We start from the raw sequence: 19,463 nt of genomic DNA on the forward strand, positions 1-19,463 counted from the left end.
CCGGGGCCAGGGGCGTATCCGTTCTCGCGTCAGTCCTTGGCGAGGATCGCCTCGATGCTGAGGAGTTCGGCCTCGCTGAACTCCAGCCGGGCGATGGTCTCGACGCTGTCGCGCAGCTGCCTGGCGCTGCTCGCGCCGACGACCGCCGAGGTCACCGTGTCGTCGCGCAGCACCCAGGCGAGCGCGAGCTGCGCCAGTGACTGGCCGCGCTCACGCGCCAGTTCGTTCAGCGACCGCAGGCGCGACACCAGCGAGTCCGTCACCGCGTCCGCCGTCAGGAACGGGCTGGTACCGGCGGCGCGGGAGCCTTCGGGGACACCGTCCAGGTACCGGTCCGTGAGCAGCCCCTGGGCGAGCGGCGAGTACGCGATGGCCCCGGCTCCCACCTCCCGCAGGGCGGGGAGAAGTTCGTCCTCCGGATCCCGGTCCAGCATCGAGTACCGGGGCTGGTGGATCAGCAGGGGCGTACCGAGCTCGCGCAGGATCGTCGCGGCCTGCCGTGTCTGCTCGGCGGGGTAGTTGGAGATACCCGCGTAAAGGGCCTTGCCCTGCTGGACGGCGGTGTGCAGCGCCCCCATCGTCTCTTCGAGCGGGGTGTCGGGGTCGTAACGGTGCGAGTAGAAGATGTCGACATGGTCGAGCCGCATCCGGCGCAGGCTCTGGTCGAGGGAGGCGAGCAGGTACTTCCGCGAGCCCCACTCGCCGTACGGGCCCGGCCACATCAGGTACCCGGCCTTCGTGGAGATGACGACCTCGTCCCGGTACGCCGCGAAGTCCTCCGCGAAGATGCGGCCGAAGGCGGTCTCCGCCTCGCCGGGCGGCGGGCCGTAGTTGTTGGCGAGGTCGAAGTGCGTTACGCCCAGGTCGAAGGCGCACCGCAGGATCTCGCGCTGGGTGTCGAGGCCGCGGTCGCTTCCGAAGTTGTGCCACAGGCCGAGTGACAGCGCCGGCAGCTTCAGACCGCTGTTGCCGACGCGGCGGTACGGCATGGTGTCGTATCGGCCGGGGTGGGCGGAGTACACGTGGGTCTCCTCTGGGGAAGTGCGGGCCGGCGGGGGAGTGCGGCGCGGAGCGCGCCGCCTACCCAGACTGCCGGGCGACCGTCATCCCGTCCAACAGAAGAATGCGAATGCATTGAGAAGCTACGCTTCTGAATTGTGGAACTGAGACACCTGGAGTACTTCGTCGCCGTGGCCGAAGAGTGCCACTTCACCCGGGCCGCGCAGCGGCTCATGGTGTCGCAGTCCGGGCTGTCGGCGGCCGTGCGGGAGCTGGAGCGAGACCTCGGCACCGCGCTGTTCGCCCGTACCACCAGGTCGGTGGGCCTGACCGACGCGGGGCGCGCGCTGCTGGCCGAGGCGCGGCGTACCCTCGCGGCAGCCCGCGCCGCCAAGGATGCCGTGGCCGCGGTCCAGGGGCTGCTGCGCGGCACGCTCACCGTGGGCACCGAGCAGTGCATCGCGGGCGTGCATGTACCGGGGCTGCTGGCGCGCTTCCATCAGCGGCACTCACAGGTTGAGATCCGGCTGCGGCAGGCAGGTTCCGCGCAGATCGTCGAGGAGGTCGGCAGCGGGCGGCTCGACCTCGCCTTCGCCATCGACTGCGGGGACACACCCCGGACCGTACGGACGCTGCCGCTCACGGACGAGCCGATGCTGCTGCTCTGCCACCCGGATCATCGGCTGGCCGGGGCGGGGGAGGTCTCCTGGGACGAGCTGCGCGACGAGCCCTTCATCGACTTCCACTCCGACTGGGGGCCGCGCAGGGTCGGCGACGCGGCGTTCGCCGCCGCCGGGATCGGCCGGCAGGTCTTGCTGGAGGTCAATGACGTCCACAGCCTGCTGGACCTGGTCCGCGAGTCGCTGGGCGTCGCGCTCGTTCCCCAGCATTTCACGTGCAAACCGGAGGCGGCGGGACTGCGCGCCGTCCCGCTGGCGGGCGCGGGGCGGCTGACGTACAGCAGTGTGACCGCGCTGCCCCACGAGGAGTCCACGAGCCCGGCGGCCCGCGGCCTCCTCGGGCTGCTTCGTACTTCTACTTCTTGAGCGGCTCCAGGCAGAGGGCGACGTCGATGCGCCCGCGCTGAGTGATCGTGAACTTGCTTTCGCCAGGCTTGCATTCGAGGGTGTCGACGCTCATGCCCTCTTCGGTGACCTTGAGCTCCGCCTTCGGACCGGCGCAGTCGACGATCTCGATGTCCGGGCGGGCTTCCGTCCCCTTCTCCATCACGCAGTCGCCGACGTCCGCGCTGTAGGCCGTGGTGTCAGGAGTGGCGTCGGGGACGGGTGTGGTGGTGCTGTGGTCCTTGAAGAAGAAGACGTAGATGAGAACGACGATCGCGGCGACGACGAAGCTCGCGCCCTTTATGACAGGCGAGAGGCCGCGGTTACGCCGGGGCGGCTGCGGGGGCTGCCCGCCGGGCGCACCGTACGGGGACTGCGGCTGCCCCTGGTAGGGCTGCTGGCCGTACGGGGGCTGGCCCTGCTGCTGCGGGTACGGGTTGTAGCCGCCCTGCGGCGGTGGCGTGGACATGGTGGGCTTGGGTCCCCTCGTGGCGGAGTAACGGCACATCTACTTGACGCGCCCTCAACAAGTTAGCTGCCGCAACCGACAGTGCGTCCGCCGGGGGTGGCTGCCGCCGCAGTGCGCGGTGTGGCGGAACTGCCGTACCGGGCCCCTGGAACCAGCGGACCGGCCCCTCCCGGACAGCGGGCGAACGCGCCTCGCTCACCGGCTTTCTGCGGTATCAACGCGAGACTCTGGCCATGAAGTGCTCAGGCCTGACCACCAGTCAGCTGAGGGACAGGGCGATACCGCCGTCCGGCCTGTCTCTGCTCGGACTGGTCCGGCACATGGCCGAGGTCGAGCGGATGTGGTTCCAGGTCGTGTGGAACGGCGAGGATGTCACGGGCTATTGGCCGGGCAAGGTAAACGGCACGTTCGCCGAATTCGCCATCGACTCGGCCGATCCCGACGAGGCGTTCAAGGTCTGGCACGCGGCGTGCGCGCGATCCCGCGCGATCGTGGAGGCCGCCGAGTCCCTCGACGTCACGGTGGAGTGGCGGGACGAGGCGTACACGCTGCGCTACATCCTCACCCACATGATCGAGGAGTACGCCCGGCACAACGGCCACGCCGACCTGCTGCGCGAGCGGATCGACGGAGCCACCGGAGAGTAGTGCCGGCCGGCACGCCCTGTCCGGGCGGCATCTGTGGAGCGACGCGACGTCTCGTGTGTGGGCTTCACAGGCGCCGCAGGATCCTCCGCAGGCGCCTCAGGGGACGGACCGACGGCTTGCGGCGCGCCGGCGGTTCGTCCGGCCTGCTCCACAAGGGAACCTGTGGCATGCGGAAGCGCGAGCCGGAAGTCTCCATCACGCAGAGAGGCTCGCCGCTCATGTCCTCCACCACGATGCGGAAGGGCCGGGGCGGCTCCTCGGGCAGCTCCGCCTCCAGGACCGCGGCGCCTTTGGGCCGGCCCTTCCGGTAGGCGACGACCTTGCCGTCCACCAGGACCTCGATGCCGTCGGAGGGCCGTCCGACCTGGACGCTGATGGAGTGCCCATCCTGATCTAGGTGAAATCGGTGACCGTGGGTCATCACGTACCTCCCCCGACGTTGCGGGACATCCTGATCCCAGAGTACGCAGCCGCCTGCGAAACCTCGGCCGGCGCGGACAGTGCCTGCCCGACCACATGTGGTCACCCCTTGGGCCCATGCGAGGAAGACGGTGTGGACACCGTGGTCGCGGGCGTGGGAGGCCAGGGCTGCCATGACGGCAGCGCCGAGACCCTGGCCCAGCGCTGTGCCCTCTGCCGCGAAGGCCGGCTGCGGATGGCGAGTACAGCGGGCAGGGCCGGGTCGTCGGCTGGAGTCGAACTCCTCGGCTTCGGCGAACAGCAGTGGTACGGCGGCGTAGTACTGCTCGACGCGATCACGAGTCCTCGCGGCAGATGACGAAGCCGGGCGCCTTGGAGGCGAAGTCGGGCTGCCGCCCGTTTCCGCTCAAAAGCAGCCCGCGCTCGGCGGGCAGATGGGGGCAGGCTCATCACCCGCCCCCTGGCGGGCCGCTCGGCTACTTCTTGAAGCCGTAGTTCATCAGCTTCTTCGCATCGTCAGTGCGATGGGCATGCGAAGACGAGGCCAGCACCGTGCCGATGACTGTCCTGCCGCCCCGAGTGGCGGCATAGACCAAGCAGTACCTGGCTTCCGGGCCCGAGCCGGTCTTGACCCCGATGGTGCCCGAGTAGGTGCCGAGCAGGTTGTTGGTGTTGGTCCAGGACATGAAGCGGTAACCGTTGTTCCTCGTCGTGACCTTCTGCTTGGTCGACTTCGTCTTCACGACCGTACGGAACAAGGGGTACTTCATCGCATTGCTGGCGAGCTTCGTCAGGTCGCGTGGTGTCGAGTAGTTCGAGGTCCTTCCGATGCCGTCGAAGGAATCGAAGTGTGTGTTCTTCAGACCGAGGCTCCTGGCGGTCGCGTTCATCTTGCCGATGAACGACTTCACACGTTTCGCTCGCGTGGAACCGCTGCCGAACCTGTCGGCCAGTGCGTACGCCGCGTCGCAGCCGGACGGAAGCATGAGCCCGTACAGGAGCTGGCGGACGGTGACCTTGTCGCCGACGATCAGACGGGCCGACGACGCGGTCTTCGAGACGATGTAGTCGCTGTACGCCTTCTGGATCGTGACCTTGGAGTCAAGATTCAGGTTCCTCTGCGCGAGCACCACCCGGGCCGTCATGATCTTGGCGGTGGAGCCGGTGGGAAGGCGCTTGTCCGCGGCCTTGGCGAAGAGCGTCTTCCCCGTGCCGTTGTTCATAACGAAGCCGCCCCTGGCGGCGATCGTGGGCGGCCTGAGCGTGTCGGCCTGCGCCGGGGCGGACAACGGCCCGGCCGTCAGGACGGCCCCTGCGGTGACAGCGACTGACGCCACGCGAAGAATGGCCGCACGGTTGGTTTTCAAGATCAGTACTCCAAACGCCCCTCAGGGGCGGTCACATGAGAACGCGCTTGCTCATGCACAACGCCCAGGAGGGGTCATTGGATGTGTTCCGCGCCGGCTCCGTCCCCCTTGCGCGGACCTGACACATCGCGGGGCGGTACGACCGTCACCACCGCGGACGCGGCCATCCACCGGTGTCACCACGGCCGTCGCCGGGCAGGGATCGCTGCGCGTCCGTCGGCCTTTCACCGGACAGGTAGGCCCGGAGGCCGGTCCGGCGGCCCAGGTCGGGAAGCGGGTGCAGGCGCCACTCGCGGGCGTACGCCGGAGGGCGCCGCCCCTCGGAGACCAGGACCGCGACGGGCTGCCGGAGCGCCGTGGCGGCGAGGGCCCGCGGCGTGATGCTTCCGTCGTGGCCACCGGCCTGGCGGGAGGCGCAGCCGGTACGGAACGCGACCCGGATCGCCTCTTCGCCGCTCACCACACACGGCGGGCGCACGCCCTGGGCCCGCAGTTCGGCGGTGATCCGGGTGAGGTCGGCGGTGTTGCGCCGTACCCGGTCCGCCATCCTGTCGACCACGACGTACTGGATCGCCAGATGACCGACGAGGGCCACTGTGACGATCCCGACCGCGGTACGCCGCCACCGCACCGCGGGGCCGCACACCCGGACCAGGCACTGCGCCACGGGCAGGGCCAGCAGGGCGTACGCCGGCAGCAGGAAACGCGGCGCCGCGTACCCGACGGTGAACAGATACGGCGCCGCCAGCGCCAGGCCCACCATCGTCGCCAGGACGATCGGGGCGCGGCGGCGCGCCCGGCCAGCGGCCCACACACCGCCCGCCACGAGCAGGGGCAGGGCGAAGAACCAGAGGGCCGAGGCAGGGTGACGCCAGGGCACGTCGCACGGCCGGCACAGCGCCCGCCCGCCCAGGGCCCGCACGTGGTCGTCGACGGCGAAATACCAGCCCAGGTGCCCCTGGATCTCGCTGGCCCGCCGCAGCCGGGCGGTGAGACCGCCGTAGTGGACGTACGCCTCGATCACCCACTCGGCGCAGCCGAGGATTACGCCCGCGGCCACCACGACGACCAGCAGCCCCCGGCGACGCGTACGCGGCATCACCAGGGCCGCCACGGCGAGTGCCAGCGCCAGCCACACCGCGTCGGACGGACGCATCAGGGCGGCGAACGCCACTGCGGCGCCCATACCGGTCAGGGCCCAGTGGTCCCGAGGGTCCCGGGCAGCCCGCAGGAGGCACCCGGCCGAGGCGAGGGCGCCGTACGCGACCCAGAGGTTGGGCATCGCATGCCCGGCGTAGAACATCGTGACCCACAGGCTCGCGAACAGTCCTCCGGCGACCGCGAGCACGGCGGTGGGCAGCAGCCGCCGCCACACCCACAGCGCGAGGAACAAGCCGCAGCCGGCCAGCACGGCCAGGTACACGCGGAGGGCCTCGGTCGAGGTGGTGAGAGCCGTGAGGGGAGCGACGAGGTAGGTGATGCCACGGGCCCGCGGCGCACTGAAGAACGCCGGCGGTGCCTGCGGGCTCACCTGGCTGACGTACACCGTCTCGTCCCAGCCCAGTCCGAGACCGGGCGCGACCAGGGCGAGGTGGATGAGGGCGAAGGCGGCGGCGACGGCCGCCAGGGGCAGGGGCCGCGCGGCCGCCCCGACAACGAAGCGGCGCTCGCGCGCCTCGAGCGGCACGCGGTACGGCGTGCCGACGATGAAGCGTGTCTCTTGCATGGCCTCGCCTCGCTCGGGGGTACGGCGGGTGACGGTTCGCCGGCCTGTTCCCCTCCACGCTGCGGGTGGTCGCGGTGGGCCCACCAGGCGGGGAAGGCACTCGGCTGAACGGTTGTCCCGAACGAGTGAGGGAGCGAGCCCGCGCGCCTTTGGTTAGCATCCGACGAGGGGCAGCTCACCCACCGATGGCACGGAGGCCGTCATGCAGCAGACACCCGCTTCGCGTCTGTCGGCGAACCGCTCACGACTCGGCCACAAGGTGCGATACGCGCTGCGGCATCCGGGGCGCGTGCTGCCCTACGTGCGCCGGGCGGGGCGGGACCGGTGGCTGCGGCTGCGGCACCGGGGAAACCACGTCGCGTACTACAGGGCGGTGATGGCGTCCGACACGGCGCGCAGCCCGGAGGCGGCGGTCGGCGGCGGACCTTCGTACGATCGCTGGCTGGCCATCGGGCAGATGCAGTTCGACTACCTGGTGCGGCACGGGCTGACGCCGCAGGACCGCATGCTGGAGATCGGCTGCGGCAATCTGCGCGCCGGCTGGCGGTTCATCGAGCACCTGGAGCCCGGCCACTACTACGGGATCGACATCTCGCCCGACATCCTCATCGAGGCGAAGAAGACTCTGGTCCGGTACGGACTTCAGGACAGGCTGCCGTATCTGACCCCCGTCGAGGACCTGAAGCTGGACTTCCTGCCCGACGCCTGGTTCACGGTGGTGCACGCCCACAGCGTCTTCTCGCACTCCCCGCCGGAGGTCATCGACGAATGCCTCGCACACGTCGGAAGGGTGCTGGCGCCCGGCGGCTTCTTCGACTTCACCTTCGACCGCACCGAGGGAACCGAACACCAGGTGCTGGGCGAAGACTTCTACTACCGTACGGAGACGCTGATCCGGCTGGCCGGGAAGTACGGCCTCGTCGCCTGCTTCATGGACGACTGGGAGCGACTGCCGCACGGCCAGTCGAAGCTCCGGGTCACCCTTCCCGTGGCCGACGGGTCGCCCGTTCCGGCCGTGGCAGCTGAAGTATCCACGGCGGACGCTGACTGAGCGCCTTAGAAACCGCCGTCGAGAAGGACAAGGAGCGGCGCCAGGACGAGCAGAACGTACTGCGCGATTACGAGTCCGCTCTTCGGTACGAAAAGGGCGGCCAGGCCCGCGAAAGCCGCCGCGCAGAGCGCCGCGAAACCGGCGTCGACGAGCGGGCCGCTGACTCCCTTGCCCTGGGTGGAAGGGGCGGGCACGGCTGCCGGGGCGTCGCTCGTGATCACGTCGTCGTTCGTCGTCATGAGCCCACCCACTCGCACCGCGGCTGCGGAGTCCTGAGTACGGATGCTCAACGCCAGGAAGAATCGTGCGGCTATGAGGACAGTGGGAAGGCACGCGGTCACAGAAAGCCGCTTCCGCCACCGAGGGGCGGAGCTGGTCTACGACGACGCCGGTGAGGGCCCTCTCGCCGTGTACGCGCACGGCGGCCTGGTCAGCCAGGCCGTTGAGGACCGAATGGGCCTGTTCGACTGGGTGCCGGTGCTGGACCGGGGGCGGCGCCTGGTTCGCTGTGACGCGCGGGCACATGGCCGGTCCACCGGCGAACCCGTGGACAGCGACTACACCTACACCTCGCTCGCAGACGATCTGTTGGCCTTGCTCGATCACCTGTGCGTCACGGAGCCCATCGACGCCATGGGCGCTTCGATGGGATGCGGCAGCGTGCTGCACGCCGCTGTACGGGCGCCGGACCGGTTCTCCCGCCTGGTCCTGCTCATCCCGCCCACCGCCTGGACGACGCGCCAGGCATATGCGCGGACCAACAGGACGTCCGCTGACACCATCGAACGAGAGGGAGTGGACGCCTGGCTCGCCGCCAAGCGGAAACAGCCACGCCCCGCAGTCGTGGCGGACGTTCCCACGTTCCCACCCACGCCCGCCGAGCGGGTACTGCCGTCCGTCCTGCGCGGCCTGGCGCTGTCCGACCTGCCCTCACCCGCGGCGCTCTCCGCACTGCGCCGGCCGACGTTGATCCTGGCCTGGGTGGATGACCCGGGCCACCCGCTGCCGACGGCGGAGGCACTGGCCGATGCGCTGCCGCACGCGGACTTGCATGTGTCCCGGACGCGCGCCGACATCCGCACGTGGGGAGAACGCATCGCGGATCACCTGACCCGGCCCCGTACTGACCGACAGGAATAGAGAGCCGTAGGGCGATACGGCGGGCGTACGCGGATGAACGATTCGCCGGGTGCGGGGCCTGGCGGCCCCGCGGTGTGGCTCCCTGCGCGGTGTTGTCCTACTGGAATTCTATTAACCCTAAAGGGTGGTGTGAATTCAGATTTTCTGTGGTGGCCCACAAGAATATGAATCTCTTCCCGCTGCTGGAGGTGCCGTTGTCCCGTTCCGCCTCGTCCCCGTCGACCATGATGACGCTCGGGTGCGCGTTGTTCGCGACCCGGTGGCTCCAAGCGCCGCTGTACTTCGGCCTGGTGGCCGCGCAGGGGGTCTACGTCTACAAGTTCTTCAACGAGTTGTGGCATCTCATCGACCACGTCGTCAGCGGGCGGGCGGACGAGACCCACGTCATGCTCGCAGTCCTGAAGCTGGTCGACGTTGTGATGATCGCCAACTTGCTGATCATGGTGATCGTCGGAGGGTACGAGACCTTCGTCTCCCGGATCGGGCTCCAGGGCCACCGTGACCAGCCCGAGTGGCTCTCGCACGTCAACTCCAATGTGCTGAAGGTGAAGCTGGCCACCGCCATCGTCGGGATCTCGTCGGTGCACCTGCTCCAGATGTTCGTGGATGTGCACCACACACCCCAGCACGATCTGCTCTGGGGAACGGTGATCCATATGGCGTTCATCGCCTCGGCGGCGATCCTCGCGTACATGTCCGGCCCCATGGCCTCGCATGAGAGCAGGGCCGGCTCTGCTCACGATCCACCGCCGGTGGTTCTGCCGCGGCAGCGGGACGGCAGCAGCGAGGAGGAGCCGGGCTCCGCGGCGCAGGAGCGCATCGAGGCGGCCGGGTTCCCCGCCCGCAAGGTCCTGGAGATGTTCGACGACACTCACCTGCGGTCGCCCGACCCGCAGACCCTCGCCAGGCTCGGCAAGGTGGACTTCGTAGGCCGCAAGGGCAATGTGGTGTTCCTCGGCGCTCCGGGGACGGGCAAGACACACTTGGCCGTGGCGTTGGGCGTACGGGCGTGCCAGGCCGGTCACCGGGTGCTGTTCGCCACGGCGGCCGAGTGGGCCGCACGCCTGGGCGACGCGAAGGCAGCGGGCCGGCTGGCGAAGGAGTGGGCGCGGCTGGACGACTATCCGGTGCTGATCGTGGACGAGGTCGGTTACGTACCCCTGGAGGGTGAGGCGTCCCATCTCCTCTTCCAACTCGTCTCGCACCGCTACGAGCGGGCCTCGCTGATCGTCACCAGTGACCGGCCGTTCGGCCGCTGGGAGGAGGTGTTCGGCGATGCCGGGGTCGCCTCGGCGGCGGTCGACCGCCTCGCCCATCACGCGGAGGTGATCACGCTCGACGCCGACAGCTACCGGACGCGGGGGCTGGAGTCCGCCGCCGTCGCGGGGCTGGGGGGTCCAGGCTTCTGACGGGTCAGGGGATGTCACAGCTGGTGTGGCCGGGACTGCGGCTGCCGGCAGAGGCGAGGCCGAGCCAGGTGTGCGGGTTGCCCTCCCAGCACCATCCCAGCTTCGGGGCGTGTTTGCTGATCCACAGGGCCGGGACCCGGCGGTCTCCGAGGCGGCTGCCGCCCAGGGAGAAGCATTTGTTCTTGGCCAGAGACCGGGGGTGTTGGGTGATGAACGCTATGCCTTCCTCGATGGTGAGCGGGGTGCGGTCTCGCTCCGCGACCGTGGCCAGGGCGTCAAGAGGGACGACGTCGCAGAACTCCTCGCCCCGGTCGATGTCGAAGGCGACGTACACCTCGCCCTCCGGGATCGCCAGGTCCTTGAGCGAGACGAACCTTTCCAGCTCGCCCGGAGCGTAGAAGCGCTCGATGACGCCGGGTCGGCTCTTGCCGGCGAGCGTGGTCAGCGGGACCGACTCCTCGAGGGGTACGAGGGCCCTGGTGACAACCAGCAGGAACGGAACCCGGCTTTCGGTCGGCGGTTGCAGTGTTGCCGCCCTGGCGAGAACGGGCTTGCGCAGGGGTTCGACGAGATCGCGGAACGCGCTCTCGGCCATCCCGGCGAGGGCCGGATAGCCCATGTCGACCATCGTCTTGACCTGGCGGTCGAACTCGGCGCCGGCGTCGAAATCGGTCATGTGAAGCCTTCCGGGCAACGGGGAACGGAGAAAGGGGCGGTGCGGGCGTCAGTAGGCCTGCCTGCGGGGGGTTTGTGCCGATGGTCCGTCGAACTTACTACGCACGTAAACTTAGTCCGAACGCCCCGCGTTCGTCAAGCGTAAAGTTGCGACGAGTGTAAGATTGCTCCATGAGTATCGAACCGATGGGGCTTCGCGAGTCCAAGAAGCAAGAGACCCGGCAGCTGATCTCCGACCAGGCGACCAGGCTGTTCATCGAGAACGGCTTCGAATCCACGACGATCGCCGAGATCGCGGCGGCCGCCAGGGTCGCCAAGAAGACGGTCACCAACTACTTCGCCCGCAAGGAGGACTTGGCCTTCGATCACCAGGACGACTTCGTCGCGGGTCTTGCCCGTACCGTCGCAGGCCGGGCCGAGGGGCAGTCGGCGCTCACGGCACTGCGCATCGAGTTCCTCGACGGGGCCGCACGGCACGACCCCGTGACCGGGTTCTGTGGAGAGGCCTTCGCCCGGATGATCGCGGACAGTCCCACGCTGCTCGCCCGCCTGCGCGACATGCACGACCAGCGCGAGGACGCACTCGCCACGCTCCTCGCCGCCGAGACCGGAGCTGCCCCCGACGACATCACCCCCCGGGCGGCGGCAGCCCAACTGGGCAGCGCCCACCGCATCCTGTTCCAGCACATCCTGTCCCTGACCCTCGACGGTCAGAGCAACGCGCGGATCGCCGAAACGGTGACCGTCTCGGCCCACCGCGTCTTCGACTTGCTGGAGGGCCCGCTTGCCGACTACGCCGTGAAATGACTACGGCAGTCGCGCCCTGCCGGGCGGGAGCGAGCCCGCACCGGTGTTCACCTGCTGAGGAGCACTGCTGATGTCCACCACTACGTAGTCGTCACTGTCCTGGCAGCCGCAATGATGGGCTTCTCGGCCGCTTCGGTCTTCTTACGCGCCAAGTGGGTTGTGGAGCCGCTGGCTCGGGGCGGCCAAGGCCGCGGGGGCGGCGGGACTGCTGGTCGGTCTGTTCGTACCGGTCATAGACGTACTGGCCGGGATCGGCCTGGTGCTGTACTCCGCCGGGGCCGTCGTAGGCCGTCAGGTGTCCACGGGGCCAAGCGGCCCCAGACGTCAACTTCGGACGCCACACCGGCATCCGGCATGCCGCAGGAGAAGAAGACCCGCACCTCACCGTCGCGCCCTCCGGGCTACGGGGCGACTTCAACGGTGACGGCTACCGGGACCTGGCGATAGCCGCACCCATCGCGAAGATCGACGGCAAGGCAGCAGCGGACGAAGTCCTGAACGACAGGGTTTGTGTCGGCGGTGGACGCCCAGGCAACGCCGACCCCGGTGGCGCTGACACCGCTGACGGGCCGGTAGGTGACGCCGGGGCGCGCGTAGAAGCGGGCGGCGGATTCGGGGGCGAGGGCGATGCCATAGCCGTTGGCGATCGCGCTGAGCCAGTCGTCCGGCTGGTTGGTGACGGCCCCGATGCGGACCGGGTGGCCGTCGCGTGCGTCGGTGGCCAGCCAGTAATCCCGCCATGAGCCTGTTTCGGGCGGGGCTGCCACGAACGGCTCGTCCCACAGATCGCGGAACACGATCCGCTCACGTACGGCCAAGGGGTGTGCCGTGGGCAGCACCACCCAGCGCGGTTCGGTGAACAGCACCTCCACCCGCAGAGTGTCCTCGCCCGGGAAGGGCAGCCGCAGCAAGGCCACGTCAACGTCCCCGGACGCGAGCCCGGCGCTCGGGTTCGACCATGCGGCTTGCCGCATCTCGACCCTCCAACCCGGTCGGCGCCGCGCGAACGCCGCGATGATGCGCTGAGTGGCCTCGTTGGCGACACTGGCCACGAAACCGACCCGTATCACGCGGGCTGCCTGGTCGGCCGCGCTCTTCGTGTCCCGCATCATCTGGCCCCAGTCGGCCAGCAGGGCGGGCACTCGCTCCGCCAGGACACGGCCCGGTTCGGTGAGAGCCATACCGGCCCGGGACCGCGTGAACAACTGCGCGCCGAGCTGAGCCTCCAGCTGCTTGATCTGCTTGGTCAGCGCAGGCTGGGACACGAACAGCCGTTCCGCGGCGCGGCTCAGGCTGCCTTCCTCTGCGACGGCGATGAAGTAGCGCAGCAGCCGGGTGTCGACGTCCATGCCGCCAGGTTATAGATGCGGGTATTGGACGCCATGCAGGGGAGCGGTGAGGCTTGACACGCAGCGAGCACGCACCTACCGAGTTCTCGCCTCAACAGAGGGCATTCACATGTTCACCGCTTATGCAGTCGTCACCGTCATCACCATCTCGGTCAATGCCGTGATAGCCATCGCTGACTTCGCGAGAGCCAAGTTCGTCCTGGCCAACTCCGCTGAAGTAGGTGTCCCGCAGTCCTGGATTCCGATGCTTGGCACCTTGAAGGCGGCCGGAGCTGCCGGGCTCCTCCTCGGTCTCCTGGGCGTCCACTTCATCGGAACAGCCGCCGCGATCGGTCTTGTCCTGTTCTTCATCGGCGCCATCGCGGTCCACGTCCGCGCCCGGGTGTTCCACAACATCGTCTTCCCCGGGAGCTTCCTTGCGCTGGCCACCGCTTCGCTGGTCCTCGCCGTTGCGTGTACGTAGGATCCTTGACCGACGCCGCGCAAACACCCTTCAGGGGCACGCCCGAACACGACGGCGTGGCGGATCAGGACATGCGCGCCCGGGCCCGTTCGAAGGTCTGCGCAACGGGTGGTCTGTCTCGCTTCACACGGTGATGACGACTTTCGCGCGTGCGTGCTCCACTTCGAGGTACCGGATGGCCTCGGGTACTTCGCTCAACGTGTACGTCCGGTCAATGACCGGGGCAACCTTTCCCGACTCGGCGAGTCCCCGCAACGCTGACAGGTTCTCCTTGCTCGGCGTCGCCGTGAGTACGAGCAGTCGTTGGCGCACGAAGCGTGACAGCGCCTGGCCCCTGATGAGGAGACCCATTGGTCCGACGAGGCTGCCTCCGCCGGACACACCTCCGCCGGACAGCACGAGCGTTCCTGAGGGTGTCAGGACACGTCGGCACTGGGTCAACGAACGGTTCCCCACCAGGTCGAACACGACGTCGTACCGCCGCCCGTTCCGGGTGAAGTCCTCGCCGCTGTAGTCGATGACCCGGTCCGCGCCGAGCGACCGGACCAGGTCCAGGTTTCTCGTACTGCACACGCCGGTCACCTCAGCTCCAACAGCCTTGGCGATTTGCACGGCGAACGTTCCGACGCCGCCCGACGCACCATTGACCAGGACGTGTTGTCCGGGCTGTACCCGCCCCAGGTCGCGCAGGCCCATGAGGGCGGTGTTCCCCGCCAGTGGCATCGCGGCCGCCTGTGCGAATGTCAGGCTGGCCGGTTTTGGTTCCACCACCCCGTCCGGGGCACACACGTACTCGGCAAACGCCCCTTCCGCTTCGCCGAACACCTCGTCACCGGGGCGAAACCGTTTCACGTCCCTGCCCACCGCTTCCACGCGACCCGCGAAGTCCGTGCCACGAATCTTCGTTTTCGGCCCGCGGAGCCCGAGCACCATGCGCGCCATGTACGGGTCGCCCCGCATGAGGTGCCAGTCGCGCGCGTTGACCGCGGCCGCGTGAACACGTACCAGCACCTCATTGTCGGCGGCCACCGGCTTGTCGACTTCCCTGACCCCCAGGACATCAGGTGAGCCGTACCGGTCCTGGACGACTGCCTTCATCGGGTCTCCGTAACACGCGAGTTCGGTGCGGAATGGGCCGGTCGGCCGAAGAGCTGCACTGCCCGCAACGCTAGGCGAGCGACCTCGGCGCGGGCATCGGGGACAACCCCTAGATCGCACCCGGATCTTTGAAGACCTCGACCCGCGCAAGGTCAGGACCTGGCCACTCTGCCGTTCCATGGGGGCCGGCACGACGCAAATCGCCCCCCGACAACGTCGTGAAGCGTCGCCTAGGCTTCAGCCCGGATATGTCGAAAGCGGAGCAGAGCTGACGCATCGTCAAGTTGGCACCGCTCCTATGGGCGCGGCCGGAAGAGCAGACAAGCGGTTCTGCCAACAGAACGAAGGGAGTTCAAGGTGGAGCAACCGTTGAGCATCGCGGTAGCGCAGCCGAGGTGCGCGGCTCACGACGTGACGGCCAACGCCCTGGCACACGCGGAGGCCGTGCGGGCGGCGGACGCGCGGGTGGTGGTGTTCCCCGAGATGTCACTGACGGGATACGAGCTGGACGCGGCGCCGGTCTACCCAGACGATGAACGGCTGGCTCCGATCGTCGCTGCGTGCGCCGAGACCGGGACGCTCGCCCTGGTCGGTGCGCCTGTGCCTGGTCCGCGCATCGGCATACTGGCTGTGGATGGACACGGCGTACGCGTGGCCTATGGGAAGGTCTACCTGCACGGCAGCGAGGCCATCCACTTCGTGCCCGGCGAGCCCGCCGTGGTCGAAGTGGACGGGTGGCGGCTGGGGCTTGCCGTCTGCCGCGACACCGGTATCCCGGAGCACGCCGCGAAGACGGCCGCGCTGGGCATCGACGGCTACGTAGCTGGCGTCGTCCACGCCGATCACGAGGCTGAGGTCCACAGCGAACGCGCCCGCCGGGTCGCTGCGGACCACGGTGTGTGGGTCGCCGTGGCGGCCTTCGCGGGGCCGACCGGTGGCGGTTTCGACCGCACGTCCGGCCGTTCGGGCATCTGGTCCGCCGAAGGTGAGCTGATCGCCGAGGCGAGCGCTGCCCCCGATGGGATTGCGCGGGCGGTCTTCATCAAGTGAGCCAGAGCCAGAGCGACTGCGGGAGTCGCGACTGGCCGATTACAGAGGCACGAATGCTCAACTGTCGTGGTGGCCAAAGCAGTTGATCCTGGCACAGGGGGGCGTACCGGCTCTACATGTGCTGCCGCGTCGTCCGAGCAGTTCCGGCAGAGGTATTCGTCCGGCCAGCTGTCGGCCTTGTCTTCGCGACGTCCGCAGTGACGTTTGCGGAAGCTGCACGGCCGGGCGTGGTGCGGCCTGTGGCCGCTGCCTGAAGGGCCGCTCTGGCCTTTGGGGCGTTTGCCTCAACTGGTTACTTCGCTCCCCGGCGCGTTTAGTGCTGCACGAAGCAGGTCCAGGAAGGCCGCGGCAGCGGGGTCGGCGCGATTGTCCGTTCGCCAGGCCAGCGCGATCCTGCCGTGCAGGCCGCGGTTCCGTGATCTCCAGGGTCCGCAGTCCGAAAGCTGACGCCACGTTGGTCGGGAGGCGCGGAACCACCGCCTCGCCGAGACCGTGGGTGGCGAGTTGCGCAAGCAGCCGCGGAGCGGCAGCCTCGAAGGCGATACGCGGCTGGAACCCGACCTGCGCGCAAGCCCGGTTGTACCACGAGGCAGGCTGATCAGCGGACGATCGCGGAGCTCGGCCAGCGGAATGCGACGCCGCCGGCAGGCGGTGGGCGTTGAGTGGCCACGTGCGGCCGATGGGGGAGTGCAGGCGTCGGGCGACGTTGTCAGCGGGTCGACCTATGCTCCTGCCTCATGATCGAGAACAGACTTGATGCCTTGCTGGAAGCCGGATTCACTGACCGTCTGGGCGAGCGCGACAGGATGCTGTTGGCCCGCCGGGCTCTTCTCAGGTCCTGTTACGAGGAGCCCTCCCCGGTTCTCTCGGACAGCTGGTGGTTCGCGGTTCCAGGCGAGCGGTACGAGGGTCTGTTCACAGCCTTGGAACTGCACGACCGGTTTCCTGTAACGCTCGATGAAGGGGCGGATGTGGCGCGGTTGCCGCACAGGCCAGGAGCGATTCCGGTGTTCGTCACGCCGGAACTCGACGGCTGGCGGCTGATCACCGGGAACCTGGAGGACGTGGTCGGCGTCGACTGGGACGAGTGGATGGGTGCCGTGGAACGGCTGAGCGCGCACTGCGGCGAAGCCCAGATGTTCTTCGAGGACGAAGCGGGTGGATCGAACGTCTGGGTGGTCGCCGAGCGAGGACGCATCCGGCGCCGGTACACGGGCGAGGACGATCCCGAGTGGGTCGGTGAGCCACTGCCCTGGGAAGACCTGCTCGTCGACGAAGAGTACTTCGATCCGGAGCATGACGAGGCCGAGCCCAACGAGGGCACGGCGGACGCTGCCACGGCGTGCCGTCATCTGTCGGTGGACCCCACCCGGATCGGCGCCGACACCCCGATACGCGGCCACGGCTGGCTGGCGCTGAGCGCACCGGGAGTGGGCCACAAGGGCTTGGTCGGCCTTGTCCGCAGCTGACGCTGCCCGCCGACTCGCGGTCGTTGCCCTTGCGGCCACCGCTGCCCACGTGAGCGGACTGTCCGGATCATCCATATATGTACACCGCCGACGGAAGCGGGAGAAGGTATGCGATGGGAATCAACAGGGGCGGCTACCTGGACCCCTGGCAGCTGGGCCCAGGGTCTGCTGGGCGTCGAGGATCTGCTGGGGCTCGTGGTGGCCGGCAGCGTGGTGGCGTGGTGGGCGATGTCGTCGGCATCGCACGGGTCGTCGTCCTGGCGCAGGCCCTCACGCAGCCAGGTGCGTTCGGTGAGGCGGTCATCCGCGACCGCTGCTGGAAGCTTCAGGCTTCCTCTGTTGTCTGCTCACGGAAATCTATGGCGGCTGGAGTAGACATTGGGCGCTCGCGTGGTTATGGTTTCTCTCGTAGCCGAGATCGAGCAAGGCCCGGCAGAGATGAACTGCCGGGCAGTAGTGCGCAGTACGGTGCGGTGGTGGAGTTCCGAAGCCAGGGTTGTTGCAGGATGGCGACGGAACTGACGGCCGGACCGGGTGGCCCGCAGTGATCAGGGGCCGTCATGAGCAGTAACGCGGTAAGAAGTTCTGTAGGTGGCAGTACCCAGCAGTGCAGTACTCAGTGGTCTCTCAGGGAAGGCGTCGGCTGCGGGCGCGCGTTCTGAGAGGTCCGGCAGTGGGGTTCTAAGCCAGAGCAAGCGCACGACGGGCGACGGGGCTGGCTGCCGGACGAAGTGGCTGTCAATGCCACGAGCAGTTGCATCACCGGCAGTACCGAGCAGTACCCAGTAGTAACGAGTAGTACCCGCGTAGCAGTACCGGTTTGGAAAGTAGTTACTTCCAGAGGGAAGAACGGAGGAGTTCGAGCGCCATCAGGATCGCCCGGGCGGCAGCATCGCCTGGGTACCGCAAGACCTCAGATTGGTAGGTGGTCTCCGGTCACGCACCGCGATCCCCGCACCCCCGCCCAGCAGCTTCTCGGGCAGGCATGCGGACACAGAAGGCCGGCGCAGTAATAGGGCCGGCAGATGGTGTTGAAATTCCTTCGGGGCCTTGGTGCCGTACGGCACCAAGGCCCCTCCACGCGTTCCCGCCACAAGTACTCGACCAGTGAGGTGAAATGACAGCAGACAACTCCCTCGGCCGTCTCGAGGACGACGACTACCCCGCCTACACCATGGGCCGGGCCGCCGAAATACTCGGCACCACCCCGGGCTTCCTCCGCGCCGTCGGCGAAGCCCGCCTGATCACCCCGCTGCGCTCCGAGGGCGGTCACCGCCGCTACTCCCGCTACCAGCTCCGTATCGCCGCCCGGGCGCGTGAACTCGTTGACCAGGGCACCCCCATCGACGCCGCCTGCCGCATCGTCATCCTCGAAGACCAACTCGAGGAAGCCCAGCGCATCAACGCCGAATATCGCCGCGCCGGCAACTCCGGCAACTCCTCTCACCCTCCGTCCGCGGCCTGATGCTGGAGCGCCTGCCGGCGTCACGCGGGTGCCCGCGCTGAACGGTGCGGAGCCTGGCCGTGACCGGCGGGCGATCCCAGGGATCGTCGTATCGCCACGGCCCTCGATCGGGCTCGTTGCAACCAACAGTCTCGTGTACAGCGGGTTCGGCAGCGGGGATCGAACACGGGACCCCGCGGCTGCTCGCATGTGAATATCTATCGCGGCAGGCACAGAAATTAGCGCAATGCGCCGTGAGGGTTTATGGCGCGCCAGGGGGAGTGATATTACGCACCGCCCCCAGGCGATTTCTCCGTGCTACTGTTGATCTCAGTTGCAGTTGTGGTTCCCAAAAAACTTCAAGTGCATTTGCTGGCCCACTGTGCCGGCGGGTGCATTTTTGTATGCCGGAGTTGTTTTCCGGACGGGGCGATCATCGCGGCGACTCGGGGCTCGCACAGTGCGGGCCCGGGTACTGCCCCCAAGGAGATATGACATGGCTACTGGCACCGTGAAGTGGTTCAACGCGGAAAAGGGTTTCGGCTTCATCGAGCAGGACGGTGGCGGCGCTGACGTCTTCGCCCACTACTCGAACATCGCCGCCCAGGGCTTCCGCGAGCTGCAGGAAGGCCAGAAGGTGAGCTTCGACGTCACGCAGGGCCAGAAGGGCCCGCAGGCGGAGAACATCGTTCCCGCCTGACGCTGAAGCGTACGGCGTAGCTGGGGCCCGCACCTTGGGGTGCGGGCCCCAGCTCGTTGCTTTCCCCAGGGCACACCCACCGCGTCGTGTACGTTCCGCGAGCGACGCCACCTGAA

21 protein-coding genes and 2 pseudogenes are annotated in these 19,463 nt (G+C 68.3%); 14 read left to right on the top strand and 9 right to left on the bottom strand.

Annotated elements, in window-relative coordinates; all coding sequences use genetic code 11:
* Nucleotides 1-29 precede the first annotated feature (29 nt).
* Entirely contained in the window at nucleotides 30-1,022 is a 993-nt protein-coding gene (locus tag J7E96_RS05505) for an aldo/keto reductase (protein ID WP_308295852.1), read from the bottom strand.
* A 135-nt stretch (nucleotides 1,023-1,157) separates the two neighbouring features.
* Between J7E96_RS05505 and J7E96_RS05510 the strand changes: the two genes are divergently transcribed.
* On the top strand, nucleotides 1,158-2,045 hold the full coding sequence (locus tag J7E96_RS05510; RefSeq protein ID WP_215128040.1) for a LysR family transcriptional regulator: 888 nt from the start codon (nucleotides 1,158-1,160) through the stop codon (nucleotides 2,043-2,045).
* Here J7E96_RS05510 and J7E96_RS05515 read toward each other — a convergent pair.
* Nucleotides 2,035-2,532, bottom strand: a complete 498-nt coding sequence (locus J7E96_RS05515) for a hypothetical protein (protein ID WP_215128042.1) — start codon at nucleotides 2,530-2,532, stop codon at nucleotides 2,035-2,037. The two genes, J7E96_RS05510 and J7E96_RS05515, sit on opposite strands and share 11 nt — an antisense overlap.
* Before the next feature lie 233 nt (nucleotides 2,533-2,765).
* Here J7E96_RS05515 and J7E96_RS05520 point away from each other — a divergent pair, with 233 nt between their 5' ends.
* The gene (locus tag J7E96_RS05520; RefSeq protein WP_215128044.1) at nucleotides 2,766-3,179 is read left to right on the top strand and encodes a DinB family protein; all 414 of its coding nucleotides are present in this window, start codon (nucleotides 2,766-2,768) and stop codon (nucleotides 3,177-3,179) included.
* Nucleotides 3,180-3,243: 64 nt separating this feature from the next.
* On the opposite strand, the gene J7E96_RS05525 is transcribed toward J7E96_RS05520, so the two are convergent.
* Nucleotides 3,244-3,600 carry a hypothetical protein gene (locus J7E96_RS05525; protein ID WP_215128046.1) on the bottom strand — a complete coding sequence of 119 codons (357 nt, stop codon included), beginning with the start codon at nucleotides 3,598-3,600 and terminating at the stop codon, nucleotides 3,244-3,246.
* Between the two features lie 132 nt (nucleotides 3,601-3,732).
* Here J7E96_RS05525 and J7E96_RS05530 point away from each other — a divergent pair, with 132 nt between their 5' ends.
* Entirely contained in the window at nucleotides 3,733-3,957 is a 225-nt protein-coding gene (locus J7E96_RS05530) for a hypothetical protein (protein WP_215128048.1), read from the top strand.
* A gap of 118 nt (nucleotides 3,958-4,075) precedes the next feature.
* On the opposite strand, the gene J7E96_RS05535 is transcribed toward J7E96_RS05530, so the two are convergent.
* Nucleotides 4,076-4,936: a D-alanyl-D-alanine carboxypeptidase family protein gene (locus J7E96_RS05535; protein WP_215128050.1), complete on the bottom strand. Its 861-nt coding sequence runs from the start codon at nucleotides 4,934-4,936 to the stop codon at nucleotides 4,076-4,078.
* A gap of 175 nt (nucleotides 4,937-5,111) precedes the next feature.
* Entirely contained in the window at nucleotides 5,112-6,692 is a 1,581-nt protein-coding gene (locus J7E96_RS05540; RefSeq protein WP_251069467.1) for a hypothetical protein, read from the bottom strand.
* Between the two features lie 202 nt (nucleotides 6,693-6,894).
* Between J7E96_RS05540 and J7E96_RS05545 the strand changes: the two genes are divergently transcribed.
* On the top strand, nucleotides 6,895-7,743 hold the full coding sequence (locus J7E96_RS05545; RefSeq protein ID WP_215128051.1) for a class I SAM-dependent methyltransferase: 849 nt from the start codon (nucleotides 6,895-6,897) through the stop codon (nucleotides 7,741-7,743).
* A 5-nt stretch (nucleotides 7,744-7,748) separates the two neighbouring features.
* Here the strand turns inward: J7E96_RS05545 and J7E96_RS05550 are convergent, their stop codons facing one another.
* Nucleotides 7,749-7,982, bottom strand: coding sequence for a hypothetical protein (locus J7E96_RS05550; RefSeq protein WP_215128053.1), 234 nt, complete (start codon nucleotides 7,980-7,982; stop codon nucleotides 7,749-7,751).
* Between the two features lie 73 nt (nucleotides 7,983-8,055).
* Here J7E96_RS05550 and J7E96_RS05555 point away from each other — a divergent pair, with 73 nt between their 5' ends.
* Nucleotides 8,056-8,883 (top strand): alpha/beta fold hydrolase, encoded by an 828-nt coding sequence (locus tag J7E96_RS05555; protein WP_215128055.1) that lies wholly within the window; start codon nucleotides 8,056-8,058, stop codon nucleotides 8,881-8,883.
* A gap of 164 nt (nucleotides 8,884-9,047) precedes the next feature.
* On the top strand, nucleotides 9,048-10,292 hold the full coding sequence (gene istB, locus J7E96_RS05560; protein WP_215128139.1) for an IS21-like element helper ATPase IstB: 1,245 nt from the start codon (nucleotides 9,048-9,050) through the stop codon (nucleotides 10,290-10,292).
* A gap of 4 nt (nucleotides 10,293-10,296) precedes the next feature.
* Here the strand turns inward: istB and J7E96_RS05565 are convergent, their stop codons facing one another.
* On the bottom strand, nucleotides 10,297-10,968 hold the full coding sequence (locus J7E96_RS05565) for a DUF5701 family protein (RefSeq protein ID WP_215128057.1): 672 nt from the start codon (nucleotides 10,966-10,968) through the stop codon (nucleotides 10,297-10,299).
* A gap of 170 nt (nucleotides 10,969-11,138) precedes the next feature.
* Here J7E96_RS05565 and J7E96_RS05570 point away from each other — a divergent pair, with 170 nt between their 5' ends.
* The 3 genes and pseudogenes from J7E96_RS05570 to J7E96_RS38390 all read left to right on the top strand — a co-directional run.
* On the top strand, nucleotides 11,139-11,774 hold the full coding sequence (locus J7E96_RS05570; protein WP_251069468.1) for a TetR/AcrR family transcriptional regulator: 636 nt from the start codon (nucleotides 11,139-11,141) through the stop codon (nucleotides 11,772-11,774).
* 111 nt (nucleotides 11,775-11,885) lie between these two features.
* Nucleotides 11,886-12,060: pseudogene (locus J7E96_RS37100) on the top strand (DoxX family protein); the annotation flags it as partial.
* Nucleotides 12,061-12,121: 61 nt separating this feature from the next.
* Nucleotides 12,122-12,214 (top strand): annotated as a pseudogene (locus J7E96_RS38390) (hypothetical protein); the annotation flags it as partial.
* Here J7E96_RS38390 and J7E96_RS05580 read toward each other — a convergent pair.
* Nucleotides 12,176-13,123: a LysR family transcriptional regulator gene (locus tag J7E96_RS05580; protein WP_215128059.1), complete on the bottom strand. Its 948-nt coding sequence runs from the start codon at nucleotides 13,121-13,123 to the stop codon at nucleotides 12,176-12,178. The pseudogene J7E96_RS38390 and the gene J7E96_RS05580 overlap by 39 nt on opposite strands.
* Before the next feature lie 109 nt (nucleotides 13,124-13,232).
* Between J7E96_RS05580 and J7E96_RS05585 the strand changes: the two genes are divergently transcribed.
* Nucleotides 13,233-13,586, top strand: coding sequence for a DoxX family protein (locus tag J7E96_RS05585; protein WP_215128061.1), 354 nt, complete (start codon nucleotides 13,233-13,235; stop codon nucleotides 13,584-13,586).
* A 123-nt stretch (nucleotides 13,587-13,709) separates the two neighbouring features.
* Here J7E96_RS05585 and J7E96_RS05590 read toward each other — a convergent pair whose 3' ends face one another.
* On the bottom strand, nucleotides 13,710-14,684 hold the full coding sequence (locus tag J7E96_RS05590; protein ID WP_215128063.1) for an NAD(P)-dependent alcohol dehydrogenase: 975 nt from the start codon (nucleotides 14,682-14,684) through the stop codon (nucleotides 13,710-13,712).
* A gap of 369 nt (nucleotides 14,685-15,053) precedes the next feature.
* Here J7E96_RS05590 and J7E96_RS05595 point away from each other — a divergent pair, with 369 nt between their 5' ends.
* From J7E96_RS05595 to J7E96_RS05610, 4 genes are all read left to right on the top strand, one after another.
* Complete coding sequence (locus tag J7E96_RS05595) at nucleotides 15,054-15,734, top strand: carbon-nitrogen hydrolase family protein (RefSeq protein ID WP_251069469.1); 681 nt, start codon at nucleotides 15,054-15,056, stop codon at nucleotides 15,732-15,734.
* A gap of 737 nt (nucleotides 15,735-16,471) precedes the next feature.
* Nucleotides 16,472-17,203, top strand: a complete 732-nt coding sequence (locus J7E96_RS05600; protein WP_215128067.1) for a hypothetical protein — start codon at nucleotides 16,472-16,474, stop codon at nucleotides 17,201-17,203.
* A gap of 1,117 nt (nucleotides 17,204-18,320) precedes the next feature.
* Nucleotides 18,321-18,668 (top strand): MerR family transcriptional regulator, encoded by a 348-nt coding sequence (locus J7E96_RS05605; protein ID WP_215128069.1) that lies wholly within the window; start codon nucleotides 18,321-18,323, stop codon nucleotides 18,666-18,668.
* Between the two features lie 475 nt (nucleotides 18,669-19,143).
* Entirely contained in the window at nucleotides 19,144-19,347 is a 204-nt protein-coding gene (locus J7E96_RS05610) for a cold-shock protein (protein ID WP_034275260.1), read from the top strand.
* The last annotated feature ends 116 nt before the right edge of the window (nucleotides 19,348-19,463 follow it).

The organism is Streptomyces sp. ISL-96 (assembly GCF_018614035.1).
Taxonomy (GTDB): domain Bacteria; phylum Actinomycetota; class Actinomycetes; order Streptomycetales; family Streptomycetaceae; genus Streptomyces.